General features: G+C 70.6%; 24 protein-coding genes. 19 read left to right on the forward strand and 5 right to left on the reverse strand.

The window, feature by feature from the left end:
• Positions 1 to 373: 373 nt before the first annotated feature.
• From ACH34W_RS05920 to ACH34W_RS05945, 6 genes are all read left to right on the forward strand, one after another.
• Positions 374 to 1939 (forward strand): hypothetical protein, encoded by a 1566-nt coding sequence (locus ACH34W_RS05920; RefSeq protein ID WP_395959674.1) that lies wholly within the window; start codon positions 374 to 376, stop codon positions 1937 to 1939.
• Positions 1920 to 2711 carry a hypothetical protein gene (locus ACH34W_RS05925; protein ID WP_395959675.1) on the forward strand — a complete coding sequence of 264 codons (792 nt, stop codon included), beginning with the start codon at positions 1920 to 1922 and terminating at the stop codon, positions 2709 to 2711. The genes ACH34W_RS05920 and ACH34W_RS05925 overlap by 20 nt, the downstream gene beginning before the upstream one ends.
• Entirely contained in the window at positions 2708 to 4219 is a 1512-nt protein-coding gene (locus tag ACH34W_RS05930) for a ferredoxin (protein WP_395959676.1), read from the forward strand. The genes ACH34W_RS05925 and ACH34W_RS05930 overlap by 4 nt, the downstream gene beginning before the upstream one ends.
• Before the next feature lie 162 nt (positions 4220 to 4381).
• A complete protein-coding gene (locus ACH34W_RS05935; RefSeq protein WP_395959677.1) occupies positions 4382 to 5023 on the forward strand; it encodes a DUF4142 domain-containing protein in 642 nt (213 codons plus the stop codon).
• Positions 5024 to 5056: 33 nt separating this feature from the next.
• The gene (locus ACH34W_RS05940; protein ID WP_395959678.1) at positions 5057 to 6400 is read left to right on the forward strand and encodes a DUF1996 domain-containing protein; all 1344 of its coding nucleotides are present in this window, start codon (positions 5057 to 5059) and stop codon (positions 6398 to 6400) included.
• 74 nt (positions 6401 to 6474) lie between these two features.
• Positions 6475 to 7128, forward strand: a complete 654-nt coding sequence (locus tag ACH34W_RS05945) for an SDR family oxidoreductase (protein ID WP_395959679.1) — start codon at positions 6475 to 6477, stop codon at positions 7126 to 7128.
• Between the two features lie 48 nt (positions 7129 to 7176).
• Here ACH34W_RS05945 and ACH34W_RS05950 read toward each other — a convergent pair whose 3' ends face one another.
• Entirely contained in the window at positions 7177 to 8967 is a 1791-nt protein-coding gene (locus ACH34W_RS05950) for an AMP-dependent synthetase/ligase (protein ID WP_395959680.1), read from the reverse strand.
• A gap of 228 nt (positions 8968 to 9195) precedes the next feature.
• Here ACH34W_RS05950 and ACH34W_RS05955 point away from each other — a divergent pair, with 228 nt between their 5' ends.
• The 6 genes from ACH34W_RS05955 (at position 9196) to ACH34W_RS05980 (ending at position 13618) form a co-directional block, all read left to right on the forward strand.
• Positions 9196 to 9894, forward strand: a complete 699-nt coding sequence (locus tag ACH34W_RS05955; protein ID WP_395959681.1) for a copper homeostasis protein CutC — start codon at positions 9196 to 9198, stop codon at positions 9892 to 9894.
• 108 nt (positions 9895 to 10002) lie between these two features.
• Positions 10003 to 10770, forward strand: a complete 768-nt coding sequence (locus ACH34W_RS05960; RefSeq protein ID WP_395959682.1) for a metallophosphoesterase — start codon at positions 10003 to 10005, stop codon at positions 10768 to 10770.
• A gap of 69 nt (positions 10771 to 10839) precedes the next feature.
• On the forward strand, positions 10840 to 11274 hold the full coding sequence (locus ACH34W_RS05965; protein WP_395959683.1) for an SRPBCC family protein: 435 nt from the start codon (positions 10840 to 10842) through the stop codon (positions 11272 to 11274).
• Between the two features lie 67 nt (positions 11275 to 11341).
• On the forward strand, positions 11342 to 11839 hold the full coding sequence (locus tag ACH34W_RS05970) for a hypothetical protein (RefSeq protein WP_395959684.1): 498 nt from the start codon (positions 11342 to 11344) through the stop codon (positions 11837 to 11839).
• Between the two features lie 47 nt (positions 11840 to 11886).
• Positions 11887 to 12831 (forward strand): ROK family glucokinase, encoded by a 945-nt coding sequence (locus tag ACH34W_RS05975; protein WP_395959685.1) that lies wholly within the window; start codon positions 11887 to 11889, stop codon positions 12829 to 12831.
• Positions 12832 to 12895: 64 nt separating this feature from the next.
• Positions 12896 to 13618 carry an endonuclease/exonuclease/phosphatase family protein gene (locus ACH34W_RS05980; protein WP_395959686.1) on the forward strand — a complete coding sequence of 241 codons (723 nt, stop codon included), beginning with the start codon at positions 12896 to 12898 and terminating at the stop codon, positions 13616 to 13618.
• An 84-nt stretch (positions 13619 to 13702) separates the two neighbouring features.
• On the opposite strand, the gene ACH34W_RS05985 is transcribed toward ACH34W_RS05980, so the two are convergent.
• The gene (locus ACH34W_RS05985) at positions 13703 to 14611 is read right to left on the reverse strand and encodes a hypothetical protein (RefSeq protein WP_395959687.1); all 909 of its coding nucleotides are present in this window, start codon (positions 14609 to 14611) and stop codon (positions 13703 to 13705) included.
• A gap of 474 nt (positions 14612 to 15085) precedes the next feature.
• On the opposite strand from ACH34W_RS05985, the gene ACH34W_RS05990 reads away from it, so the two are divergent.
• Together ACH34W_RS05990 and macS are read left to right on the forward strand one after the other, a co-directional pair.
• Positions 15086 to 15802, forward strand: a complete 717-nt coding sequence (locus tag ACH34W_RS05990; protein WP_395959688.1) for a lysophospholipid acyltransferase family protein — start codon at positions 15086 to 15088, stop codon at positions 15800 to 15802.
• Positions 15803 to 15833: 31 nt separating this feature from the next.
• Entirely contained in the window at positions 15834 to 17015 is a 1182-nt protein-coding gene (gene macS / locus ACH34W_RS05995) for a MacS family sensor histidine kinase (RefSeq protein ID WP_395959689.1), read from the forward strand.
• Here macS and ACH34W_RS06000 read toward each other — a convergent pair.
• Together ACH34W_RS06000 and ACH34W_RS06005 are read right to left on the reverse strand one after the other, a co-directional pair.
• Positions 17012 to 19504 carry an AAA family ATPase gene (locus ACH34W_RS06000; RefSeq protein WP_395959690.1) on the reverse strand — a complete coding sequence of 831 codons (2493 nt, stop codon included), beginning with the start codon at positions 19502 to 19504 and terminating at the stop codon, positions 17012 to 17014. The genes macS and ACH34W_RS06000 overlap by 4 nt on opposite strands.
• A 1-nt stretch (position 19505) precedes the next feature.
• Positions 19506 to 20192, reverse strand: coding sequence for a hypothetical protein (locus tag ACH34W_RS06005; RefSeq protein WP_395959691.1), 687 nt, complete (start codon positions 20190 to 20192; stop codon positions 19506 to 19508).
• 192 nt (positions 20193 to 20384) lie between these two features.
• On the opposite strand from ACH34W_RS06005, the gene ACH34W_RS06010 reads away from it, so the two are divergent.
• The 4 genes from ACH34W_RS06010 to ACH34W_RS06025 all read left to right on the forward strand — a co-directional run bounded on the left by ACH34W_RS06010 (position 20385) and on the right by ACH34W_RS06025 (position 23303).
• Positions 20385 to 21020: a response regulator gene (locus tag ACH34W_RS06010; RefSeq protein WP_395960053.1), complete on the forward strand. Its 636-nt coding sequence runs from the start codon at positions 20385 to 20387 to the stop codon at positions 21018 to 21020.
• A gap of 110 nt (positions 21021 to 21130) precedes the next feature.
• A complete protein-coding gene (locus ACH34W_RS06015; protein ID WP_395959692.1) occupies positions 21131 to 22033 on the forward strand; it encodes a TIGR04222 domain-containing membrane protein in 903 nt (300 codons plus the stop codon).
• Positions 22030 to 22845 (forward strand): DUF692 domain-containing protein, encoded by an 816-nt coding sequence (locus ACH34W_RS06020; protein ID WP_395959693.1) that lies wholly within the window; start codon positions 22030 to 22032, stop codon positions 22843 to 22845. Before ACH34W_RS06015 ends, ACH34W_RS06020 begins: the two co-directional genes overlap by 4 nt.
• Before the next feature lie 26 nt (positions 22846 to 22871).
• The gene (locus tag ACH34W_RS06025; protein WP_395959694.1) at positions 22872 to 23303 is read left to right on the forward strand and encodes a hypothetical protein; all 432 of its coding nucleotides are present in this window, start codon (positions 22872 to 22874) and stop codon (positions 23301 to 23303) included.
• A gap of 61 nt (positions 23304 to 23364) precedes the next feature.
• Here the strand turns inward: ACH34W_RS06025 and ACH34W_RS06030 are convergent, their stop codons facing one another.
• A complete protein-coding gene (locus ACH34W_RS06030; RefSeq protein ID WP_395959695.1) occupies positions 23365 to 23775 on the reverse strand; it encodes a thiol-disulfide oxidoreductase DCC family protein in 411 nt (136 codons plus the stop codon).
• A gap of 155 nt (positions 23776 to 23930) precedes the next feature.
• Between ACH34W_RS06030 and ACH34W_RS06035 the strand changes: the two genes are divergently transcribed.
• Positions 23931 to 24956 carry a 6-phosphofructokinase gene (locus tag ACH34W_RS06035; protein WP_395960054.1) on the forward strand — a complete coding sequence of 342 codons (1026 nt, stop codon included), beginning with the start codon at positions 23931 to 23933 and terminating at the stop codon, positions 24954 to 24956.
• Positions 24957 to 24978: the final 22 nt, after the last annotated feature.

Genomic DNA, 24978 nt, shown 5'->3' on the forward strand with positions numbered 1-24978 from the left:
GGCCCCCGCACCAGCTCCCCCGCCTATGTCAGCCCCCGCGCCTATGCCGGCCCCCGCACCTGCGCCTGCGCCCGCACCTGCCCCCTCACAGCGGCGGGTGCCTGAGCGCGGTCAGCGACAGGTGCCCGGGGCTGGATGGTCTGCGGCACGCGAGGCTGGGCAAACCGCCACGCCTCGGCCCGAGGGCTGGGGGGCGACTGATGCTGGACGTCAGGCGGCGTCTGCGCCCGGGCGGCCCGCCATGCCTGAGCCTGAGCGGCCCATCACGGCCGCGGGGTGGAGAGCGCCTGAGGCCGGACAGCGGGCGGCGTCCGGGTCTGGGCGGCCTGTCCTGCCTGAGACTGAGCGGCCCACCGCACCTGTGACTGAGGAATTGGATGCACCTGAGGCCGAGCCTTGGGCGGCATCCGAGTCTGGACGGTCCACCGCACCTGAGCATGAGCGGCGGCGCGCTCCCGAACGTGGGCGGCGCGCCACTCCCGAGCGTGGACGGCGGAGTGCCTCCGAGCGCGGGCGGGATGCTTCGCCCGAGCCCCGGCGGCGGCCGGCGACCGAGTCCGAGCGGTGGGCGGCGCTCGAGGACGCGGGATGGGGAGAGTCCGAGCCCGAGCGGCGGCCGCGCCGGGCGGGTTCGTCCGGGCGGCGGCCGGGACGGGAGCCGGTCGGGCGTCCCAAGCGCCCGGCGGGGCCGGCGCGCCGGTCGTTCGGGGCGGACCGGATGAACGCGGGGGCCATCGTGTTCTCGATCGTTACCGGTCTCGCGCTGCTGGCGGTCGTCGAACGGAGCGTGCTCGAAGGCGGGCCGATCGGGGCGTCCGGTCCGGCCGGGGCCGAGCGTCGCCTGGACAGGCCGAGCTCCAAGGCGGCACTTCCGAACCGGAACCCGCAGAGGCAGGCGCCGCCCCAGCAGAGCGGTGGCGGCGGCGGAGGAGGGACCGGAGCAGCGGTGCCCGACCTCCAGGTGCTGACCTCACAGGTCCGCGACCTCACGGCGGCTCAGCGCGGTGCGGCGGCGCTGCAGGAGTACGGGGTCGCCGCGGACAAGCCACCGGTGGTCGTGGTCAGCCGGTTGAGCCGTGACCGGACCTGGGCCTTCGGCACCGCGGCGGTGCCCGTGCCCGCAGGTAAGCCGTCGATGCCGCACGTCGCGCTGTTCGCGGCGCGCTGGACGGCGGGCCGATGGCAGCCCGCGCTGTCGGGCACCGCCGCGTTCGCCGGGCTCGTCGGCCGGATGCCGCCCGCGATGATGTCGGTCAGCGAGGCGCGCTTGCTCGGCAGGCACAGCGCCACCACGGCCGGGCGGGCCGCCCCCGCCACCAACGGCACGCGCGTCGGCGACGGCCTGATGTTGCCCTGGCGGGTCGGCGGGGTCTGGACGCTCAGCACGGGCGAAGCGGCCGGTGCGCGGCCGCTGTCCACCCTGGCCTTCCAGGGTGGCGACGGCCAGGTGGCGGCCGCCGGTGACGGGCGGCTGTACCGGTTCTGCGCGGAGGGGAGCCGCGGCTTCGTGATGGTGATCCATCCGAGCGGCCTCGCCAGCGCCTACTACCGCATGCGCGACGTCGTGCAGCTCCGGGACGGCAGCGTGGTCAAGCAGGGCGACCCGCTCGGCCGGATCGGCGGCGACCTGCCGTGCGGCGGTACCCCGGCGCCCCGCGACCAGGTGCAGTTCGCGCTCCGCGGCGCGAGTGAGAACGTGCCGCTGGACGGAGCGCAGATCGGGGGCTGGCTCTTCCGGGAGCGGGCCCGTCCCCTCCTCGGATTCGCAGAACGAGGTCTTCTCCAGGTGCTCCCCGGCGGGCTGATGGCCAATTTCGGGCCGGTACCGCCGACGGAGCCGCCGGGCACGGCTGAAGAGCCGCCCGGCGCCCGGCCCGGCACTCCGCCGGCCGGTGGTACGCAGAAGAAGGGTTCGAAGAGTGCAGACCAAGAGCAGTGATGATCCGCTGCTGCCGAGCTGGGCGCTTCGCATCGTGGTGGTCGCGTCGATCGCGGTCCTGATCGGCGCGGCGACCCCGGCCGGTGCCGCGGTGGCAGGCGACGTGCAGCGCTTCCTCTCGTTCTACGCGGGAGTCCTCGCCCTGCTTGCGATGACCACGTCGGTCGTCACCGGGCTGATGGCCACCGACCGCCTCATCCTGCGCATCCAGCACCGCGTCTGGGCGCAGGGTATGCATCGTGCCGCCTCCTTGCTGGCGGTGACCTTCCTGATCGCGCACATCATGGTGAAGGTGCTGAGCGGGCTCGCCGCGCCGTCCCAGATCTTCATCCCCACCGCCGGCCCGATCGGGATCGGCACGGTCGCCTTCGATCTGATGATCTTGATCGTCGTGACGGGGCTCATGCGCCGCCGCTTCGCGTTCGGCTCCAAGCCGTGGGTGTGGCGGTCGATGCACGCGGTCGCCTACCTCAGCTGGCCGGTCGCCATCTGGCACGGGCTGACCGCGGGCCGTCCGGCAGCGAACTGGGTGACGCTCAGCTACCTGCTCTGCGCGGGCGCCGTGGCGCTCGGGCTGACCACCCGGATGATCGTCGGGATCCGGCCGCGGACCGTGCGGTACGTCGGCGACACCGCGGGTGCGCCACTGGCACAGCCGATCCGCGAGCGGGGACCCAGCCGGTCGGCCGCCGCGCCCGCGTCCGCGTCGGCACCCGCAGCGCGCGCCGCGCGCGCCGCGTCCGGAGAACGTGAGACCGAGGTGCTTGGATGAGCTCGACCGTCACCGTCAGCAACATCGGCGGGCCCCGGCTGACGCTGGGCTTCGACAGGTTCGAACGGCTCGACCTCGACCGGCACCTGGCCGTGCACGGCAAGCTGTACGCGCCCGTGCTCGACGACCTGGTCAAGCTGGCCGAGCAGGTGGACATGCGCGGCCGCGGCGGAGCGGGCTTCCCGTTCGCGCGCAAGCTGATGGCCGTCGCCGCGCAGATCACCTCCCCTGAGGGCGCGTCCGAGCTCCTGCCGGGTGAGGCGGCGGACCGGCGGCGGTCGCACGAGGACGCGGTCGTGGTGGTGAACGGGGCGGAGGGCGAGCCGGGCAGTTCCAAGGACAAGGTCCTGCTCACCCGCGCCCCGCACCTCGTGCTGGACGGCGCGGTCATCGCCGCCACCGCCCTCGGCACGCAGCGGATCGTCGTGGCGGTCGAGGACGACGAGGCGGCCCGGTCGGTCCGTGCCGCCATCGCCGAACGGGCCATGCCCGCCCGCGTGGTCCGGCTGACCGAACGTTTCATCTCCGGCGAGAGCGGCTCGGTCATCCGGGCGATCAACGGGGAGACCCCGATCCCGCCCGGCGTCAAGGTCCGGGCGTCCGAGTCCGGTGTCGACGGCTTCCCCACGCTGCTGTCCAACACCGAGACGTTCGCCCAGCTCGCCGTGCTGACCTCGCTCGGCCCCGACCTGTACGCGTCGGCCGGCACCGAGGACGAGCCCGGCACCACGCTGCTGACCATCGGCGGCACCAGGGTCGTCGAAGCACCGTACGGCACGCCGCTGCAGGCGGTCCTCGACCACTGCGACGTGCCGCCGGGCCAGGGTGTCCTGGTCGGCGGCTACCACGGCATGTGGCTCGACCCGCTGGGCGTCGCCCGCGCCGTGTTGTCGCGGAAGGGCATGAGGGCGGTGAACGGCACGGTCGGCGCGGGGATCATCCTGCCGCTGGGCCAGGGCACCTGCCCGCTCGGCGAGGTCACCCGGATCGCCTCGTACCTCGCGGCCCAGTCCGCCGGGCAGTGCGGGCCCTGCCGTCTCGGCCTGCCGGACGTGGTGCGCACGCTGACCGCGCTGGCCGACGGGTCGGGCAGCATCGACGACGTGCGCCGCGCGGCGGGGATCGGCCGTGGCCGCGGCGCCTGCAGCCACCCGGACGGGACGGCGAAATTCGTGTTGTCGGCCGTCGAGGCCTTCGGCCCCGACATCGAGATGCACCGGTACGGGGGCTCGTGCGGGATGCCGGTGTTCGGCGTGCTGCCGCTGCCGGTGCCGACCGGCGCCGAGGGCCGCGTGGCGATCGACTGGAGCCGGTGCGACGGGCACGGTCTCTGCGCCTATCTCGTGCCCGAACTCATCCAGCTGGACCGGCACGGCTTCCCGGTCGTGCTCGGCTCCGACGTCCCGAGCTGGATGGAACGCGACGTACAGCGGGCGGTGGCCATGTGCCCGGCCCTCGCCCTGCGCATCACGAGCAGCATCCCGGGGGACTCGGCGCGCCGTTCCTGAACACATTGTGAAAACAGGTGGCGGGGCTTCTTTTGGCATGCCTGAAAATGCCTCAGAAAATGTTGCGAAAAAGTCTTTGACTCCTGAACCCCCTGCCACGGGAGTTGCGTATCCCATGACAACCCCTGTTGGGGTCGATCAGGTGCATTCCCGGAAAGGAGCATGGTCACCTTGAGGAAGTCGTACGGCCTCGCGGACTCGCGCACCATGCGGCGGCTGGGACGCGGTCAGTTCCTCTTGGTGGCGGCTGCGGCCGCCGCCGTCATCGCGGCGCTCGTCGTCGTCCTGAGTCCGCCCAGCGCGCCGGCTGACGGCGAGACCAGAGGCGGAGTGACAGAGACCCGCTGGGGACGGCTCTCCGAGGGGGACCGCGAGTTGCTGGCCGCCGTCCGGCGAGCCGGTCTCTGGGAGATGCCCGCGGGGCAACAGGCCCAGCAGCGGGCTTCCAGCGCCAGAGTGAAGGAGGTGGGGGACATGATCATGGAGCAGCACGGGCAGCTCGACGAGGACGTCCGGGCCACCTCGGCGCGGCTCGGGGTGATCTTGCCCAGTGAGCCGAACGCCGACCAGAAGCGCTGGCTGGCCGAGCTGTCGAGCAAGTTCGGCGCGGACTACGACCAGACCTTCGTGCTCCGCCTGCGTGCGGCGCACGGCAAGGTCTTCGGCACCATCGCCAAGGTGCGGGCGGAGACCGAGAACTCCGAGATACGGGCGTTCTCCGAGCGTTCTCTCAAATACGTCAACACACATATGACGTTGCTGGAGAGCACGGGTCTGGCCACCAGAGAGGCTCTCAATACCTGACGGGATTGAAAGCCAGCTTCCAAGGAGATCGAAATGGGTAGAAAGAAAGGCATCGCGGTCGTCATCCCGGCGCTGCTGCTCCTCGCCTCGGCGACCGAGGCGCAGGCGGGTGCGGCCCCCGAGGCACGGCTGAGCGCCGTGGTCGCGGCAGATCCGACCGATCCACCCGATCAGGGCGGCGGTGACCAGAACGGAGGCCAGAACGGCGGCGCCGGCCAGAACGGTGGCCAGAACACCGGCGGCCAGAACGGCGGCCAAGTCGATCCCAACGATCCGAACAACGGCGGCCAGAACGGCGGCCAGGTCGATCCCAACGATCCGAACAACGGTGGCCAGAACGGCGGCGACCAGAACGGCGGTCAGAACGGAGGCCAGAACGGCCAGAACGGCCAGAACGGTGACCAGAACGGCCAGAACGGAGACCAGAACAACGGCCAGAACGGCGACCAGAACGGCGACCAGAACAACGGCAACCAAGGCGACGAACAGCAGCAGGAGGTAAAGGAAGGGCCCGTCGCGGCCGACTTCGTCCCCATTCAGCAGGGGCAGGCCAAGGCCGAGGCCCAGGAGGGCCAGAACGCCTCCACAGGCTCGTTCACCTCGCGCTGCGGCACGAACGAGAATGAGCACCACAACCCCGACAACTTCATCGTGGCTCCCGGCGTCCAGAACGGCGCACACCACATTCACGACTACGTGGGCAACCTGTCCACCGATGGCTTCTCGACAGACGAGAGCCTCGCTGCGGCCGGCACCACGTGCGCCCAAAATGACCAGTCCACGTACTTCTGGCCCGTCATGCGCGTGCGCAACCAGCAGGACAACTCCAACCAGGCACAGCAGAGCACCGCGGACGGCAACGTCGGCCGCATCGTCGCGCCCGTCCAGGCGAGCATGACCTTCAAGGGCAACGCGCAGGGCGACGTGACCGCGATGCCGCGGTTCCTGCGGATGATCACCGGAGACGCCAAGGCGGGCACGAACGGGACGGCCAACGCCCGCGCCCAGTGGACCTGCAGTGGCGAGGACCGCGTGCTCACCGACAAGTACCCGCTCTGCCCGGGCGGGAGCCAGGTGCAACGCGTTCTGGAGTTCCCCAGCTGCTGGGACGGACAGAACACCGACAGCGCCAACCACCGGACGCACGTCTCGTTCCCTGATGAGCAGGGCAACTGCCAGCAGGGCACCCAGGCGATTCCGAAACTGGAGATGACGCTCTCCTACAACCTGCCCGCCCAGCCGGTCGCGTTCGCCGTCGACTCGTTCCCCGAGCAGGGGCACGCACCGGTCACCGACCATGCCGACTTCGAGAACGTGATGCCCGAAGGGCTCATGCAGCAGGCCGTCAACTGCATCAACAGCGGTCGCACCTGCTGACCGCCCCCCGCTGGTGCCCGCCCCCGCCGCCTCACCACGAGGCGGCGGGGGCGGGCGTCCGTATGATCGGCCCCATGAACGTAGTGATCGCGGGAGGGCACGGCCAGATCGCGCTGCGGCTGGCCCGGCTCTTGACCGCCCGTGGGGACGACGCGCTGAGCCTGATCCGGAATCCGGACCACGCCGACGACGTACGGGCGACGGGCGCGGAGCCGGTCGTGTGCGACCTGGAGCGGGCGACCGTGGACGAGGTCGCCGACCAGCTGACCGGCGCGGACGCCGTGGTGTTCGCGGCAGGAGCGGGACCCGGGAGCGGCACCGCCCGCAAGGACACCGTGGACCGGGCGGCCTCGGTGCTGCTGGCCGACGCGGCGGAACGGGCGGGCGTGCGCACGTTCGTCCAGGTCTCCTCGATGGGGGCGGGGAAGCCGCCGCGCGGGAGGACCGACGACGTCTGGGCCGCCTATGTCAAGGCCAAGGGTGAGGCAGAGGACGACCTGCGGGCTCGTGACCTCGACTGGATCGTGCTGCGCCCCGGCGTCCTCACCAACGATGAGGGCACCGGCAAGGTGACGCTCGCCGAGCCGGACGTGGGCCGGGCCGAGGTGACCCGCGACGACGTGGCCGCGGTCATCGTGGCACTGCTGCACGCGTCCGGAGTCGAGCGCCGCACCCTGGAACTCGTGAACGGCGACACGCCGATCGAGGCCGCGGTCGCAAGCCTCTGAGCCTGCCTACGGCCGCCAAGCCTCTGAGTCCCGCCTCCGGCCGGTCTGTCAGGCGGAGTACATCTCCTCGATCTCGGCGGCGAAGTCCTTCATGACCACGTTGCGCTTCACCTTGAGGCTGGGCGTCATGTGACCGGCGTCCTCGGTGAAGTCGACGGCGAGGATCTCGTACTTCTTGATCGCCTCGGCCTGCGAGACCGACTTGTTCGCGCCGGCGACGGCGGATTCGATCTCGGCGATGACGTCCGGGTCGCGGCGCAGGTCCTCGACGGTCATGGCGGCGGGCTTGCCGTGCTGGTCCTTCCAGGGCGTGAGCGCCTCCTCGTCCAGCGTGATCAGGGCGCTGATGAACTTGCGCCCGTCGCCGACGACCAGGCACTGGCTGATCAGCGGATGGGCGCGCAGCCGGTCCTCCAGCGGCGCGGGCGCCACGTTCTTGCCCGCCGCGGTGACGAGGATCTCCTTCTTCCGCCCGGTGATCTTGAGGTAGCCCTCGGCGTCCAGGGAGCCGAGGTCGCCGGTGTGGAACCAGCCGTCCTCCAGGGCCTCCTTGGAGGCGGTCTCGTTGTTCCAGTAGCCGGTCAGGATGTTGACGCCCTGGACGAGGACCTCGCCGTCCTCGGCGATGTGGATCGTCACCCCAGGGATCGGCCGCCCGACGGTGCCGATCTTGATGGCGGTGGGCCGGTTGACGGTCGCGGGGGCGGTGGTCTCGGTCAGGCCGTAGCCCTCCAGGATCGTGATCCCGACGCCGCGGAAGAAGTGGCCGAGCCGCTCACCGAGCGCCGCACCGCCGGACACGGCGTACTGGACCCGGCCGCCGACCGCGGCGCGCAGCTTGCCGTACACCAGCACGTCGAAGACCTTGTGCTTGAGCTTGAGGCCGAGGCCGGGCCCGCCGTTCTGGAGGGCCTTGCTGTAGGCGATCGCGGTGTCCGCCGCGGCGGCGAAGATCTTGCCCTTGCCGTCGCCCGCGGCCTTCTGCTCGGCGCCGTTGTAGACCTTCTCGAAGACCCTCGGCACCGCGAGCAGGAAGGTCGGCTGGAACGAGCCGAGGTCGGGCAGCAGGCTGGCGATGTCGCTGTGCCCCAACACGATCCCGCCCTCGATGCAGGCGACCTCGATCAGCCGGGCGAACACGTGCGCCAGCGGAAGGAACAGCAGCGTCGAACTGCCGTCGACCGCGACCTCGGCGATCGCGCCCTGGATGGCGTTGCGGGAGGTCAGGACGAAGTTCGCGTGCGTGAGCTCGCAGCCCTTGGGGCGACCGGTGGTGCCGGAGGTGTAGACGAGCGTGGCCAGGTCCTGGCCGGTGCGGCTGCGGCGCCGCTCCTCGATCACCTCGTCGGTGACGTCCTTGCCCTGGGCCACCACGGCGTCGAGCCCGCCCGTGTCGATGCCCCAGACATGATCGAGGTCCGGGAGCTCGTCCCGGACCTCGGCGATCACGGCCTCGTGCTTGTCGGTCTCGGCGAAGACGGCCTTGGTCGCGGAGTCTCCGATGATCCACTGGACCTGCTCGGCGGAGGACGTCTCGTAGATCGGCACGGCCACCGCGCCGGCGGTCCACACGGCGTAGTCGAGAACGGTCCATTCGTACCGCGTCTTGGACATGATGGCGACACGGTCGCCGGGTTCGATGCCGGTGGCGACCAGGCCCTTGGCGATGGCGGTGACCTCGTTGGCGAACTCGCCCGCGGTCACGGCCCGCCAGGCATTCCCGTCCTTGCGGCGAAGGACGATCTGGCCTGGCTGCTGGGCGGCTCGGTCGAACGGCGCGTCGGTCAGATTGGTGGATTCGGGGACCTCCACCATGGCGGGGACACTGAACTCGCGCACGGCCTACTCCTTGCTTGGGCGCTGCAAACGGCGGGCAAGACGGTACAGGCTTCCTTAATGCAGAGGATACCCACCGGTAGGAAAGCATCTGTTCACCCCTGCGTGATTTGGTTCCCGGTTAACGGTGAGGCAAAGTCCGGCACTGGCCACCCGGACATGGCCGCCCCTTCGCCTACCCTTGAGCAGGAACGATGCGGGGAGTCTCACGGATGTGATTCGGGGAGGGCCATGTCGCTGCTCGAGGTGATCGCGCTGGACGCCGCCGACGCGAGGGCGGCCCAGGAGGGCGGCGCGGATCGGATCGAGGTCGTCGCGGACATGGCCGCCGACGGTCTCACGCCCGATCCGGACGTGGTGGCGAGGATGAGGGACGTCACGTCGCTGCCGCTGCGGGTGATGCTGCGGGCCAACGCCGGGTTCCGCACGTCCGCGCATGAGCTCGACCGGCTCCGCGCCGCCGCCGAGACCCTCAAGAAGGCGGGTGTGGACGGCTTCGTGCTGGGCTTCCTCGACTCGTTCAGCCAGATCGACATCGGTGCGACCAACAAGCTGGCGGCCGTCGTCACTCCGCTGCCCTGGACCTTCCACCGTGCGCTGGACCACGCTCTCGACCCGGTGCCCGCGTGGACGACGGTCAAGGAGCTGGGCGGCACGCTCGACACCGTTCTCACCGCGGGTTCGTCCCGGGGCGTCGACAGCGGCGTGGACCTGCTGGTCCGCCGTGCCGCCGAGGGCCCCGCGTCCGCCGGCATGATCATGGCCGGGGGCGGGCTGCGCCGCAAGCACGTGGCGATCCTGGGGGCGGCCGGCGTCGCCAAGTTCCACGTCGGCACGGCCGTGCGTCCCGACGGAGCCTGGGAGGCCCCGGTCGACGCGTCCCTGGTGCGCGAGTGGCGGGCCCTGGTCTCCGCCGCCACCGGCGACTAGCCCCGCGGACTCGCGCCGCCACCGGCGACCAGCCTTGCGGACTCGTGCCGCTGACACCCGGCAAGGCAGGGGTCATTCATTCGGTTCCTGTCCTATTAGAGTCGGTTCATGCGGATCCATGTGGTGAGCGACGTCCACGGCCGCGCGGAGGCCCTCAAGCGCGCGGGCGACGGGGCGGACGCGTTCATCTGCCTGGGCGACCTGATCCTGTTCATCGACTACTCCGACCACGGGCAGGGCATCTTCGCCGACCTGTTCGGGCAGGAGAACGCCGACCGATTCATCGAACTACGGACCCAGAAGCGCTTCGACGAGGCCCGGGACTTCTCCCGGCGCATGTGGGAGTCGCTCGACGGGGACGCCTGGCCGCATATAGAACGTGCTGTGCACAGGCAGTACGAAGAGTTGTTCGAAGCGATGCCCGTTCCGGCCTACCTCACCTACGGCAATGTCGACGTCCCTCACATGTGGCCCGCGCACGTGAAGGATGGGCATACCGTCCTGGACGGTGAGGTCGTCGAACTGGGCGGCCTCCGCTTCGGGTTCGTCGGCGGGGGCCTGCGCACCGAGTACCGCACGCCGTACGAGCTGGACGACGACGTTTACGCCGCCAAGGTCGCCGCAGTGGGGGAGGTCGACGTGCTGTGCTGCCACATCCCGCCGGCCGTGCCCGAGCTGCTGTACGACACGGTCGCCCGGCGGTTCGAGCGGGGCAGCGAGGCCGTCTTGGAGGCCATCCACCGGACGCAGCCGAAATACGTGCTCTTCGGGCACGTACACCAACCCCTCGCCCGGCGCATGCGCATCGGACGGACCGAATGCGTGAATGTGGGGCATTTCCGGGCCAGCGGGGTGCCTTACGTGTTGTCCGTGTGAAAAATACTTGCTGAAACGCCGAGCCTCTTAGCGGGCGCGTGCATGCCGAGCCAGAGGAAGGGAACGCACATGGCGGACCGGACGAGTTCTTCGACCACGATCAAGGCGGGCAAGGCCGAGATCATGGCGGTGATCGCCGATCTTGAGGCCTACCCGGACTGGGCCAGCGGCATCCGCGAGTTCAGCGTCCAGGAGACCGGCCCCGACGGCCGGGCGACGCGGGCCAAGCTGACCTTCGACGGCGGCCCGTTCAGCGATACGGTCGGCCTCTCCTACCACTGGGAGGATGACGACTCCGTCCGCTGGGAACTGGTGGAGAAGGGAAACGTCGTGACCGCCCTGCACGGCAGGTACTCCCTCGCCGAGGGCGACGCGGAGACCGAGGTCACCTACGAGCTGGCGGTGGACGTGCGGGTCCCGATGATCGGCATGGTCAAGCGCAAGGCCGAGAAGCGCATCATCGACTCGGCCCTCAAGGGCCTGAAGCGACACGTCGAGCGGTGAGCAATATCTTCGTTCCCGAGTCCGGGGCGGTACGGTTTCTCGCCGACAACAGATGGAAAATATTCTCATGACCGAGCAGCCAGGCGATGTCCTCAGTGAGGCCGTCAAGCTCTTCGACTCTCTGTGGCGCCGGATCGGCGGAGACGACGCGGGCGACCGCGGCGCCGGAGGCGCGCGCGATGCCAGTGCCGGAGGCGACGACGACGTGTGGAGCCGGGCCACGGCCGAGGATCCGCACATCGCGACCGGGGCCCCCGAGTGCCGCAACTGCCCCATCTGCCGTGCCATCGCGATGGCACGCGAGTCCGGCCCGGACGTCACGACGCACGTCCGGCAGGCCGGGCAGTCACTGATGGCGGCGGCGTTCGACGTCATGGCAGCCTTCGAACGCACCCGCGACCCCAGGCCCTCAAGCCGATCGAGGCCTTCGAGCGGGTCCGGGCCGTCCGGCGGATCGCAGCCGTCCGGCGGATCGCGGACGTCGGACCGATCGCAGCGTTCGGGCGGGTCGGCGGAGGACCCGTGGGCCGCAGCGGCGCGTGACGAACCCATCGACATCGGGTAGTGCATGACGGGCCCCGACCCCGGGGCGCGTGAAGAGGAGGAAGCGTAGTGGCCCTGACCATCGGCGTTGACGTCGGGGGGACGAAGGTCGCCGCGGGGGTGGTGGACGACCGCGGCACGATCCTGGAGAAGGTACGGCGTCCCACCCCCTCCACCAACCCCAAGGAGACCGCCGAGGTCATCGCCGAGGTCGTCGACCTGCTCAAGGGCAAGTTCGAGGATGTTTCCGCGGTCGGTCTCGGCACGGCCGGGTTCGTCGACGAGACCCGTTCCACCGTGTTGTTCGCGCCCAACCTCGCCTGGCGCGACGAACCGATCAAGCAGAAGGTCGAGGAGCAGGTCGGGCTGCCGGTCGTCGTGGAGAACGACGCCAACGCCACGGCCTGGGGCGAGGCCCGGTTCGGCGCGGGGCGGGGCGAGGACTTCATCGTCCTGATCACCCTGGGCACCGGCATCGGCTGCGGCATCATCATCAACGGCGAGCTGTACCGCGGCCGGTTCGGCATCGGCGCGGAGGCCGGGCACTTCCGGGTCGTCCCGGACGGCCGCCGCTGCGGCTGCGGCAACCGCGGCTGCTGGGAGCAGTACGCCAGCGGCAACGCCCTCGTGCACGAGGCCCGCGAGCTGGCCAGGGTGTCCCCGGCGATGGCGGGACGGCTCCTGGAGCTCGGCGACGGCCGGCCGGAGGGCATCAGCGGCCCGGAGATCACCGAGGCCGCCAGGGAGGGCGACAAGGCCGCCCTGGAGTGCTTTCGCACGGTCGCTCAATGGACCGGTCAAGGGCTCGCCGACCTGGCCGCCATCCTCGACCCCGGCGCGTTCATCATCGGCGGTGGCCTCTCGGACGCGGGCGATCTGCTGCTCGACCCGGTGCGGGCCGCGTTCGGGGACGCGCTCACCGGCCGCGGGCACCGCCCGGTGGCCGACATCAGGATCGCCGAGCTCGGCTCGGCGGCGGGCATCGTCGGCGCCGCCGACCTCGCCCGGACCTGATCCCTTCCGGAGTGATCACCTGGTCGGGAGCGGTGAGCCGGCTCCCGGTGGGGAGGTGGGGTAGGTGACCACCACCCTTCGGGTCGTCAGCTACAACATCCGGTCGTTGCGCGACGACCCCGCCGCGGTGGCGCGGGTCGTGCGCGCGCTGAAGCCGGACGTGCTGTGCCTGCAGGAGGTGCCGCGGTTCTGGTTCTGGCGGTGGCAGCGACGGCGCCTGGCGCGGGCGTGCGGACTCCGGATCGCCGCGGGCAGGCGCGCCTGCGGCCTCGCCGTGTTCACCGCACCGGGCGTCCGGCGGGTGGGCCGGGAGTTCCATCTGCTGACGCGCGTCCCCGGCATCCACCGGCGCGCGCTGGCCGTCGCGGTACTGGAGATCGGCCAGGGGAACGAGGCGCGGCGGCTGATCGCGGCGAGCACGCATCTGGATCTCTACGACGAGCCGCGCCGGGCCCATACCGGCGAGCTGATCGCGCACCTCGACCGGGCACGGCGGCGGTACGGGGCGCCCGTGGTGGTGACCGGCGACATCAACGAGCAGCCCGGGGGCGACTGCTGGACGATGTTGTGCACGGGCTTGCAGGACGGCTGGGCGGTCGCGCCGATGGGGGAGGAGTTGACGTTCTCCGCCCGCGACCCGCAGCGGCGCATCGACGGGGTGTTCGCCGAGCAAGGCATCGAGGTCGTCGGCTGCGGCGTCCCGGCCGATCCGGCGATCGCCGCCGACTACCCGCTGGCCACCGACCACCGGCCGCTCCTGGCCGAACTGCGACTGCCCGCGGCATAGCGGGAGGATCGGCGCCTGCGGCTGCCCGCGCATGGCGTGAGCGGCATGGCGGGAGGGGCGTGGCGAGAGGGGCGTGGCGGGAGGTCAGACGACCGCGCCGTCGTCGGGATCGCGGGGCTCGTCGCCCATCCGCAGCACCAGCGTCACGAACCCGCCGATGAACGCGGCGACCGCGAGGAACGCCGCCCAGCCGGGCACCTCCCAGTTGAGGACCACGGTGATCAGCAGATAGACCGGGCCGCCGATGAGCGCGATCCAGGCGCCCTTGGTGAGCGGGTCGGCGCTGGGCAGCGGCGGGGGAGGCGGCGGTACGTAGTGGCCGTCGTCGTCGGCCTCGGGGAACTCCTCCTCCTCGTCCGCCGATTTGATCACGCGGGCGCGGGGGAGGCGGCCGGTGCGGTCGTCGCCCTCGTCCGCCGGCTCCGGCTCGTCCTGCAGGTTCTCCTGGTCGGGCCAGGGCACCCGGTCGCCCTCGTGGGTGGTGTCGAACCCGGCGACGATCTCGGCCCAGATGGCGTCCTCGTCGCGTTCGGCCGGGGTGGACGGGGGCGTGTCCGCCGAGGCGTCGGCCGGGTGACCGGCGGTGGGCCTGTCGGCCCGATCGGCCTTGTCGGCGCCCTCCGTGTCGGCCGCGCCGTGCTGGGCCTGCGGGTCACCGGAGCCGCGCGGCTCGACGTCCAGATGGTCGTCGGGACGATCGTCCAGCAGATCCGAGTCGGCGCCCCGGGCGTCGCGCAGCCTGGTCAGGTGGGCGCGCAGGATGCCCTCGGCGGTCGGCTTCATGTCGACGTCGACGTACAGCCGGTCGAGCACGTCGTCGGCCGCGGGATCCTCCACCGGCGGAGCGAGCTCGGCCAGCCCGTCCGGCGCCGCCGCGTACGCGGCGACTCCCGCCTCGCGCAACGCCGTGAGCATGGCGTCGGCCAGATGCGGGGCGAGGTCGACCAGCGGGGCGTAGGTGTCCGCTGAGAGTCCATTGCCACGGCGATTCACGGGGCCGGCTCCTTCGTCGACTCCGGCGTGACCGGCAGCACCGGCATGTCGGCCTCCGCCCCCCTACGACCTCTGTGCCCGGGTTGGCCCGCCCGCGACGCGCGCCGACCACTCCCGGACACCCCGAAACGTGTGTCCCACGGTATTCGCTGCGCCGCCCGTAACAAGCCCTCGGACGCACTCGATTGCGATTTCCTCCGCAGAGCCTACGTTCCCCGAGCCGTGCCGGACACCATGGGGCCGCGCCTGCCGGGCGCTGCGGGGAAAGACCGCCAGCCGCGAAAGGGGGACACCGCCGGGCGCCACGGGGGAACTCGCCGGAGGCCACGGGGGCGAGAACGCAGGGCATCCGGGTGTGGGCAGTACGGCGACGAGATGGGAAGATGTGCCATCCCCGGTTCGTCGGAGACTTGCTGTCCGGAAGTGAGGGCTCGCGCGTCGCATGGCACACGCGGGCAGAGGAAGGGTGTCGGCATGCTCTGGTTCTGGATCCTGCTGAGGATCATTCTCTCGCCGATCATGTACATCGTGTGGCGGCCGCAGAACTCGGGCATGAAGCACGTCCCGAAAAAGGGCCCGGCGCTGCTGGTGGGCAATCACCTCTCGTTCGCCGACCACTTCTTCGGCCCGCTGCCGCTGATGCGCCCGATCTTCTTCATCGGCAAGGCCGACTACTTCACCGGCAAGGGGATCAAGGGCCTGATCAGCAAGGCCTTCATGACCGGGGTGGGGGTCGTGCCCGTCGACCGCACCGGCGGCAGCGCGGCCGAGGCGGCCCTGCAGACCGGCCTGCGGATCCTGAACGAGGGCAAGCTGCTGGGGATCTACCCGGAGGGCACCCGCGCCCCCGACAACCGGCTCTACCGGGGCAAGACCGGCGCGGCCCGGCTGGCCCTGAAGTCGCGCGTGCCGGTGATCCCGATGGCGATGATCAACACGTTCGAGCTGATGCCGCCCGGCCAGACCTACCCCAGGCTCGGCGTCCGTCCCGGGGTGCGGTTCGGCGAGCCGCTGGACTTCTCGCGCTACTACGGCAGCGAGGAGGACCACGAGGTGCTGCGCAAGATCACCGACGAGATCATGCAGGCGATCCAGGAGCTGTCCGGCCAGGAGTACGTCGACCGGTACGCCGCGGACGTCAAGGCCGAGCTGGCGGGCAAGGAGCCCCGCCCGTCCGAAGACGACGACTGACCCGACTGACCAAGTGACCAGGGCCGTCGGCATGGGGCTTGAAACCGCGCTCTGGCGCGCAGTCGCGGTCTACCGGTTCATCTCGTTGCTCTATGCCGGGGCGATGATCTTCAAGAACCACGACGAGTACCGGCATCCGGCGGGCGGCTGGGTCGTCCTGGTCGTGATGGCCGTCTGGACCGGCTACGCCACCTACGCCTACTCCGATGAGCACCGGCGCAGATGGCCGCTCCTGGCCGCCGATCTGATGGTCGCGGCGGGCTGCGTGCTCGCCACCGCCTTGGTGGAGGAGGAGAGGAGGCTGTGGGCCGGCGAGCCCACCATCCCGGTCTCCTGGGTGGCCGCGGTGGTCCTCGCCTGGGCCGTCGTCGGCGGTAAGCGCCTCGGGATGGCCGCCGCCTTGATGCTCGGCTCGATGGGCGTCGTGGTGCACGTCCTCGTCGAATCGACGAGCAAGCTCCCGGGCAGCACGCTGAACGGCATCGTGCTGCTGTTCATGGCCGGTCTGGTCGTCGGGCACGTGGTCACGCTCGCCCGGGACGCCGAGGCCCGGCTGGCCCGGGCGGTCGAGCTGGAGTCGGCGACCCGCGAACGGGAACGGCTGGCCCGCCGGATCCACGACTCGGTGCTCCAGGTGCTGGCCATGGTGCAGAAACGCGGCAACGAGATCGGCGGCGAGGCCGCCGAGCTGGGCCGCCTGGCGGGGCAGCAGGAGGTTGAGCTCCGGGCCCTGATCGGCACCGGGCTGGGCGCGCCGCCGCCCGTTCTCGCCCGGCCGGGCTCCTGGGCGGGATCCCGGCCGGGGACCCCGGCGGGCGAGCCCGTCGATCTGCGGCCGGTGCTCACCGGCCACTCGTCCACCACCGTGACCGTGTCGACCCCGGCGACCCCCGTCCTCCTCCCCGAACACACCGCCGGCGAGCTCAGCTCGGCGGTGGCCGCAGCCCTGGACAACGTGCGGCAGCACGGCGGCGAGGCGACCCGCGCCTGGGTCTTCCTGGAGGACGGACCGGGCCCGGGCGAGGTCACCGTGAGCGTCCGCGACGATGGCCCCGGCATGGAGCCCGGCCGCCTGGGCCAAGCCGCCGCCGACGGCCGCCTGGGCGTCGCCCAATCCATCCAGGGCCGAGTCCGCGACCTGGGCGGCACCGTCTCGATCATCTCCGCCCCCGGCGAAGGCACCGAGATAGAGATGACCATCCCCGCCCTTTAGGGGGAGGGGGTCCGGGAAGAGGAGGGGGTACGGGCGCTGTCGCGTACGGGGGGTTCTGGGCTGGCGGGGAGCGTCAGCTGGACTGGGGTGCGGCCTCGGTGCGCTGCCAGCGCCGCCTGATGGTAGGCCTCCAGAGCCCTGCGGAACGCGGGATCGGTGTAGATCCGCCCGTCGACGAGCGGTCCTTCCTGGCCCTCGATGACCGCCAGGACGTCCTCGCCTTGCAGGGTCTTGTGGGTCTCCAGGGCGTGCGCCACCGCGAGGACTGCGGCGCGGTCCTCTTCCAGCATCCGTTCCACCTGCTTGAGGAGGGCGGTGAGCTGGTCCTCGATGCGGTCGGCGAGGGCTCGGCGCATCTCCTTCTCCGCCTCCTTGGCGCCCTTGCCGCCGGCGCCGGGCGTCCCCATGCCGAGCTGGTTGGAGATCGCGTGCGAGGAGATCGTGGAGCCCATGCCCCAATAGCCCTCCATCAGGGACGCCACCCGGGTCGCGGACTCCAGGTCGCCGGAGACGCCCGACGAGCTGTCCCCGCCGAAGAACATCCGTTCACCGGCGAGGGAGGCCAGCGAGACGAGGATGTCGGACTGGTATTCGCTGCGCCACTGGGTGAACTGGTCCTCCACCGGGATGCTCGCGACCATGCCGAGATACTCGGCGCCCTTCTCGATCGTCGCGATGTCGATCTCCAGATGGCGGCGGGCGCGGATGGCCACGACCGCGTGGCAGGCCTCGTGCACGGCCGTCGCGTGCCGTTCGCGGTCGTGGTACTCCACGCCCTCCGGCGGCCCGAGGCTCTTGAGCTGCTTGGCCTTCATGACGTCGGCCCAGGTGATGACCTCGCGGCCGTCCCGGATGGCGGTGATGAGCGCCTCGTTGACCAGATCCTTGATGCTCGCGCCCGTCGCGTACGGGGTGATGGTGGCGAGCTTGTCGACGTCCTCGCCGGTCAGGTCGTGGCGGACCTTGGAGAAGTACCCCTCGTACGTGCGGACCCGGCCGGCCTTGGACGGATACCCGACCTTGTAGATGCGGTCGATGCGGCCCGGCCGCAGGAGCGCCTCGTCGAGGGCCTCGGGCATGTTGGTCGCCATCATGACCAGGATCCGGTACTTCGGCGGGGGCTTGGGCTTCATGCCGAGCAGCCGCCGGACGTACCGGTTGACGAACCCGCGCGGCTTCTTCAACCCCGACAGCTCGGTGAGCAGGGCCTGCAGGGTGCCCGTGTCACCACCACCGCCGCCGTTCATGCCGCCGCCCATGAAGAAACCGTTGCGGCCCGGCCTTGGCCCGTTCACGCTGACCGCCGATGCGCCGTCGGTCCGTGCGGCATCGGCCAGCGTGTCGCGGGCCAGTTGCCATCGGGTGTCGGGGGACAGGTAGGACATGCCGTGGCAGCCCGACTGGAAGGCTCCGGCCGGGCGGCCTCCGCCCGGGCCGACCTGGGCGAGCGCGCCGCGGCGGCCCAGTGAGTCGGCCTCGTCAAAGAAGACGATCACGCCGCCGTACCGCAGCGCGAGTTTGCGCAGCTTGCGGAACAGCGACTTCACCTTGAGCACGCCGATGCCCATGAACATCTGGATGAACGCGCCCGGGTCGACGAAGACGTACGGATGGCCGGTCTCGCCTGCGACGGCCTCGGCCATCAGGGTCTTGCCGGTGCCGGGCGGTCCCCAGAGCAGGATGCCTCCCGGTACGTAGCCGCCCATGGCCTCGATCTCCTGCGGCTTCTCCAGGAAGACGATGTTCTCCTTGACGCGTTCGACGACGTGGTCCTGGCCCCACACGTCCCGGAAGCGCGTCTTGATGTCGTCGGGCATGTAGGTGTCGATGCCGCCGCGGGACAGGAACCAGAAGAGCCCGACGAACTGGATGATGATCACGAAGAACAGGAAGATGATCTGGAGCAGGAACGGCAGCGCCTTCCAGAGCAGCGCTGGGGCCTCGAACAGCGCCAGCACCGGCGAGGTGTCCAGGATCTTGCCGGCCACCAGCGCGAAGACCGCGATCCAGAACAGCCAGATCATGGCCCGCCACACGCGGAAACGGGTCCACGGCTTGAACCTGCGGTGTGTGAAGCGTTCGAACCCGCCGAAGACCCGGTGCGTCCAGAAGCGGTGGTAGCGCGCCCACCGTTCGCTGACGAAGAAGTGCACCTGGCGGACCAGCTCAAGGCCAAGGAGCACGAACACCCAGGACGCCGCGGTGGCCTGCTCCCGCATCGCGTCGACGAACGGCAGCAGCGGGTTGTCCGCCATGGCCGCCCACACGAGAACGAACCACAGCAGCGTCAGCAGGAGGAGGTAGCGCACCCGATCCCACAGCGACTGCTTTTTGCGGGTCGCCGCCATGTCCCCGTGCGGGGTGTCATCGGGTGGCCGGAGTCCCTCGCCCTCGCCCTCGCCCCCAGGCTCGGATTCGGCCTCGGAACGTTCCTTGAGCAGTGACACCTTGGGCTGGGAGGCGCCACCGCGCCCGCGCCGAAAGATCATTTCACGTCCTCACCGTGAAGGATCGCGCGATGGCGTCCAGCTCGCCCTTGCGATCCAGGAAGCAGCGCGCCGAACAGCGGATGACCATCACGTAGAGGCGGCCCTCGTCACTGGCGTAGGACGTCACGTCGAAGGTCTGCAGTAGCGGCATTGGCGGGAGCCGGTAGTTGTAGGTGGTGCGCACGCCGCGGACGCCGCCCTTGGGCTTGAGCTCCTCGTCGCGCAGCAACTCGAAGCCGCTGAGCGGGGAGTTCTGCTGGGCGAGGGTCTGCCGGCTCTGCTCGGTCACCGGCAGGAAGGCGTCCCGGAGGCGGTCGAGCGAGATCGAGCCCCGCTCCTCCTGGGTGAGCGGGCGGACGATGGCGTAAACGAACGGCTGGTCCGTGCCGAGCCCGTAGAGGTGATCGGGATCGGGCGGGCTCTTCGCGTCGTAGGCCACCGACCACGACAGCTTGGGACGCAGCTGGGCGGCGGCGGAGTCGGGGTCGTCGGAGTGGATGGCGGCCTCGAGCGTCTTTTGTTCGATCTTGATCCATTCCGCGGGCACCTTGAAGTAGGTCTTCTCCGAGGAATTCTTAACATAGGTGTAATCGGATGATCCGCACGCTGCCAGGGACATGACCAGGGCGATCACTGATGCGGCGGCCAGCAGTCCCTGCGGGTACGCGTGCGCCACTCCTCGCGCCATGGGGCCTCCGCGGGGAGAAACGGAAAGGTATCTCCAACTATCTATGCCCCGAATCGCGTATTACACCCATATCCCGTTTCGATCACGTGAATATATCGGTGGCGGCGGCTGGCCTAAGGTGGCAGGGGCTTGGGGCTCCCACCGGGGTCGTCCTGAACGGGAGGCAGAGTGAGCAACGTTCCCCTCAAGGTGATGGTCGTCGACGACCACCCGATGTGGCGCGAGTCGGTCGCGCGCGACCTGGCCGAGGCCGGGCACGAGGTGGTGGCGACCGCCGGGGAGGGACGGACCGCGGTGCGCATCGCGCCCGCCGCCCGCCCCCAGGTCGCGGTCGTCGATCTCCAGCTGCCCGACATCAGCGGCGTCGAGGTGACCCGCCACCTGGCCGCCGCAGATCCGCCGGTACGGGTCCTGGTGTTGTCGGCCAGCGGCGAGCAGCAGGACGTGCTCGACGCGGTCAAGGCGGGCGCCACCGGCTATCTGCTCAAGTCGGCCGCGCGGGAGGAGTTCCTCGACGCGGTCCAGCGCACCGGGGCCGGGGACGCCGTGTTCACGCCGGGCTTGGCCGGGCTGGTACTGGGCGAATACCGCAGGCTCGCAGCGGCGCCGCGCCGCGAGGAGGATGACGCCCCCCGGCTCACCGAGCGCGAGACCGAGGTGCTGCGCCTGGTCGCCAAGGGACTCACGTACAAGCAGATCGCACAGCGTCTGGTGCTCTCCCACCGCACCGTGCAGAACCACGTCCAGAACACCCTCAACAAGCTCCAGCTGCACAACCGTGTCGAACTGGTCCGCTACGCCATCGAAAAGGGCCTCGACCAGGAGTGAACGTTTCTGCCCTGGCTGCGTCATACGACGCGAAACCGAAGCGGCTCTTCCCGCATCTATGAGGTAGGAGGAACCGGGAGTACCGGTACCGAGGCGACAGGGAGAGCCAGATGCCTCTTGCCGCAGCAGGGGACACGTGGGGAATCGCAGGGCCGGTCTTCCTTTGGGGGATCTTCGTCCCGGCCGCCCTCGTGCTGATCGTCATCGTCGTGCTGATCCGCAGGTCGATCGCCGCGGGTCAGGAGACCAAGCGTGAGCTCCACCCGTACGAGGCCGCCTATCTCACCGGCGGACGCACCCGCGTCCTCGGGACGGTCCTCGCCGCGTTGCGCGCGCAGGGCGCGATCGAATCCGCCGGTGGCGGCCAGGTCCGCGTCACCGAGACCCCGATCCCGGACGCCGCGCCCGTCGAGGTCGCCGTCCACGAGGTGATCCGCGAAGCGCGCGAGATCAAGATCCGGGACGTGCCGGACGACCTGCGGGTGCGCAACGAGATGGAGGCCCTGAAGGCGTCCCTCGAACGCGAGGGCCTGGCGCTGGGCGGCGGCGACAAGACCGCCATCCGGATGGCCTCGCTGTTGCTCTGGGGCCTGCTGGCCGTCGGAGTCGCGCGGCTCGCGTCGGGGATCTCCAACGGCAGGCCGGTGGGCTTCCTGATCGTCGCGGTGATCCTCTTCACCCTCGTGTGCCTGGGCTTCATGGTCGTCGGCAACAAGACCCGCGCGGGACGGACCGCGCTGGAGGCGACGCGCGATCGTCTCGGCCACCTCAACCCGTCGGCGAACCCGGCGTGGGCGACGTACGGTCCCAGCGGCGCGGCCTTCGGCGTCGCTCTCTTCGGCACCGCGGCCCTCATGAGCTTCGACCCGGCGTTCGCCGAAGAGGCCCAGCTCAGGCACTACATGACCACGTCCGGCGGCACCTCTGGTGACAGCGGCGGTGGCGGCGGTGGCGGCTGCGGAGGTGGCAGCAGCTGCGGTGGCGGTGGTTGCGGAGGCGGGTGCGGCGGATGAGCGACGATCTGGGTGTGGGGATCGGCTGGCGGCCCGAGATCGCCGGATTCGTGAAGGAACTGCCTGGTCTTCGCTTCACCGAGGTGGTCGCGGAGTCGGTGCACGAGGGCCACCCGCCTGCCGACCTGCTGGCACTGTGCGACCGCGGCGTCCGGGTCGTACCGCACGGCGTGAAGTTGTCGCTGGGCGGCGCAGAACCGGTCTCTGCGGAACGGATCGCACACCTGGCGTGGTGCGCGGAGTTCCTGAACGCGCCCTTGGTCAGCGAGCACGTGGCGTTCGTCCGGGCCGGCGGAATCGAGGCCGGGCACCTGCTTCCGGTGCCGCGCACCCGCGCCTCGCTCGACGCGCTCACCGCCAACATCCGCCGGACGCAGGCGGAGCTCCCGGTGCCGCTGGCAGTGGAGCCGATCGCCGCGCTCTTCGACTGGCCTGACAACGACTACGAGGAGGGTGACTTCCTCACCGAGCTGGTGGAACGCACCGGCGTGCTGTTGCTGCTCGATATCGCCAACGTCTATGCCAACGCCCGCAACCGCGGCGAGGACCCCACAGCGCTGCTGGACCGGCTGCCGCTGGAACGCGTCGCGTACTGCCATATAGCCGGGGGCGACGAGCACGCAGGGCGTTACCACGACACCCACACGGCACCGGTGCCCGACGACGTTCTAGCGCTGGTCAAGGAGCTCTGCGCACGCCAACGCCCACCAGGCCTCCTCCTGGAACGTGACGGCCGCTACCCGCCCGCAGCCGAGTTGCGCGCCGAACTGGACGCCATCGCGGGCGCTGCCGAGATGGAACGCATCACTTGAACACCCATCACCTGAACACCCATCACATGAACGCGGAGTTGGCGGCGGCGCAGGAAGCGCTCGTCCGGGCGATGACGGCGGGCGGGCAGCTGCCGCCCGGCTTCGACGAGGCCGGCGTACGGGTCGCGGCGCGAGCCATCCTGCGCAAGCGCGCCGGGGAGGTGGCGCGGGCCTGGCCGGCGCTGGCCGCCTCGTACGGCCAGGACTGGCCCGAGACGTTCGCCCGTTGGGCAGCCGAACGCCCGACCAACGGCTCTATACGGGACGCCTGGGACTTCGCCCGCGCCCACAAGGACTCGCTCGACGCAGCCGCCGCGCTGGAGTTGGCCCTCACCGAAACCCGCTTCCACTACGACGGCGAATCGCCCCCACGCCCCCGCCGGCTAGCCGTCCGCCGCGTTCCCGGCGGAGTCGCCTTCCAGCTGAACGGCCGCGCCCGCCTGATCAGCCGCCGCTGAGGGCACACCCCGGACGGTCTGGGTGGGTCGGGCTGCCCTGGCCTGTGGGGGTGTTGTGGGGTCAGGAGGTGGAGCCGGGGCGGCGGTCTGGTGGGAGGGCGCAGGCGGGTGTGCCACCAGGGAGCCGATCGCGGTTGGCGGCCACCAGCCGGTAGACGCCATGGGCCAGCCAGCGGAACGGGGGGATCATGGCGATCATCCCGAGCGGTCGCCAGACGCCACCGGCGTCGACCAGGAGCCGCGCGACCCCCTGGGCGCCGCCGTACGTCCGGCCGTCCCGGGAGACCCACACCACTTCGTGCGAGGCCTGTTTCACATCGGTGCCCAGGGCGGCGAGGTCGGCGAACTGGAACGCCACGATCTCCGCCGATGTCGGGATGCGCCGTTCGACGAACCGGACGGACGTCGTGCAGAATCCGCAGTCACCGTCGTACACCAGCACCGGCCGTTCCCGGAAGTTCATGATCTCCATGCTGCCACCCGGTATGGTCTAGACCAATATGGGCATGCCGACAAAGTCGGCGAATCATGCCGACACAGTCGGCGAATACCGTGTGCCGTCATGTACGCAAGACTAGGCTGAAACGCCGAACGACCAGGGAGGGCCTGTTGACCGAGCAAGAGGGCATGCGCGTCGGAGTGCTGACCGGCGGAGGTGACTGTCCCGGCCTGAACGCCGTGATCCGCGCGGTGGTGCGCAAGGGCGTCCAGGTCTTCGGCTACGAGTTCGTGGGCTTCCGGGCCGGCTGGCGCGGGCCGCTGGAGGGCGACACGATCGCGCTCGACGTCCAGGCGGTGCGCGGCATCCTGCCGCGCGGCGGGACGATCCTCGGCTCCTCGCGGACCAACCCGATCAAGGTCGAGGGCGGTATCGAGAAGATCAAGGACAATCTGGCCGGGCTGGGCGTCGACGCGCTCATCGCCATCGGCGGCGAGGACACCCTCGGCGTCGCCCGCGAACTGTACGAGAACGGCGTCAACGTCGTCGGGGTTCCCAAGACCATCGACAACGACCTCAACGCGACCGACTACACGTTCGGTTTCGACACCGCGGTCAACATCGCGATGGAGGCCATCGACCGGCTGCACACCACGGCCGAGAGCCACCACCGCGCGCTGATCTGCGAGGTCATGGGCCGGCACGCGGGCTGGATCGCGCTGCACGCCGGCATGGCCGCGGGCGCCAACGTCATCCTGATCCCCGAGCGGCCGTTCGACATGGACAAGGTCGTCGAGTACGTCGAGAGCCGGTTCAAGACCCGCTACGCGCCGATCATCGTGGTGTCCGAGGGCGCCCATCCGATCGACGGCCAGATGCAGATCCAGACCGGCGAGCTCGACGCGTTCGGCCACGTCCGGCTCGGCGGCATCGGGCAGCGCCTCGCCAACGAGATCGAAAAGCGCACGGGCAAGGAGGCCCGCGCGACCGTCCTCGGCCACATCCAGCGCGGCGGCACGCCCAGCGCGTTCGACCGCGTCCTGGCCACCCGCTTCGGTCTCCAGGCCATCGACGCCGTCCGCGACGGCGACTACGGCAAGATGGTCGCCCTCCGCGGCACCGACATCGCCCGCGTCGACCTGGCCGAGGCCACGTCCGAGCTCAAGACCGTCCCCACCGAGCGCTACGCCGAGGCCGAGGTCTTCTTCGGCTGAGCATCCTGAGGGCCGGGCGCGC

The organism is Actinomadura sp. 6N118 (assembly GCF_044326415.1).
In the GTDB taxonomy this organism is placed as follows: Bacteria; Actinomycetota; Actinomycetes; order Streptosporangiales; family Streptosporangiaceae; genus Spirillospora.

Coding starts and splice junctions, on each gene's coding strand:
- ACH34W_RS05930 (WP_395959676.1), top strand. CDS start 2,708: ATGAGCTCGACCGTCACCGTCAGCAACATCGGCGGGCCCCGGCTGACG.
- ACH34W_RS05935 (WP_395959677.1), top strand. CDS start 4,382: ATGGTCACCTTGAGGAAGTCGTACGGCCTCGCGGACTCGCGCACCATG.
- ACH34W_RS05940 (WP_395959678.1), top strand. CDS start 5,057: ATGGGTAGAAAGAAAGGCATCGCGGTCGTCATCCCGGCGCTGCTGCTC.
- ACH34W_RS05945 (WP_395959679.1), top strand. CDS start 6,475: ATGAACGTAGTGATCGCGGGAGGGCACGGCCAGATCGCGCTGCGGCTG.
- ACH34W_RS05955 (WP_395959681.1), top strand. CDS start 9,196: ATGTCGCTGCTCGAGGTGATCGCGCTGGACGCCGCCGACGCGAGGGCG.
- ACH34W_RS05960 (WP_395959682.1), top strand. CDS start 10,003: ATGCGGATCCATGTGGTGAGCGACGTCCACGGCCGCGCGGAGGCCCTC.
- ACH34W_RS05965 (WP_395959683.1), top strand. CDS start 10,840: ATGGCGGACCGGACGAGTTCTTCGACCACGATCAAGGCGGGCAAGGCC.
- ACH34W_RS05970 (WP_395959684.1), top strand. CDS start 11,342: ATGACCGAGCAGCCAGGCGATGTCCTCAGTGAGGCCGTCAAGCTCTTC.
- ACH34W_RS05990 (WP_395959688.1), top strand. CDS start 15,086: ATGCTCTGGTTCTGGATCCTGCTGAGGATCATTCTCTCGCCGATCATG.
- macS (WP_395959689.1), top strand. CDS start 15,834: ATGGGGCTTGAAACCGCGCTCTGGCGCGCAGTCGCGGTCTACCGGTTC.
- ACH34W_RS06000 (WP_395959690.1), bottom strand. CDS start 19,504: ATGATCTTTCGGCGCGGGCGCGGTGGCGCCTCCCAGCCCAAGGTGTCA.
- ACH34W_RS06005 (WP_395959691.1), bottom strand. CDS start 20,192: ATGGCGCGAGGAGTGGCGCACGCGTACCCGCAGGGACTGCTGGCCGCC.
- ACH34W_RS06010 (WP_395960053.1), top strand. CDS start 20,385: ATGGTCGTCGACGACCACCCGATGTGGCGCGAGTCGGTCGCGCGCGAC.
- ACH34W_RS06015 (WP_395959692.1), top strand. CDS start 21,131: ATGCCTCTTGCCGCAGCAGGGGACACGTGGGGAATCGCAGGGCCGGTC.
- ACH34W_RS06020 (WP_395959693.1), top strand. CDS start 22,030: ATGAGCGACGATCTGGGTGTGGGGATCGGCTGGCGGCCCGAGATCGCC.
- ACH34W_RS06025 (WP_395959694.1), top strand. CDS start 22,872: ATGAACGCGGAGTTGGCGGCGGCGCAGGAAGCGCTCGTCCGGGCGATG.
- ACH34W_RS06030 (WP_395959695.1), bottom strand. CDS start 23,775: ATGGAGATCATGAACTTCCGGGAACGGCCGGTGCTGGTGTACGACGGT.
- ACH34W_RS06035 (WP_395960054.1), top strand. CDS start 23,931: ATGCGCGTCGGAGTGCTGACCGGCGGAGGTGACTGTCCCGGCCTGAAC.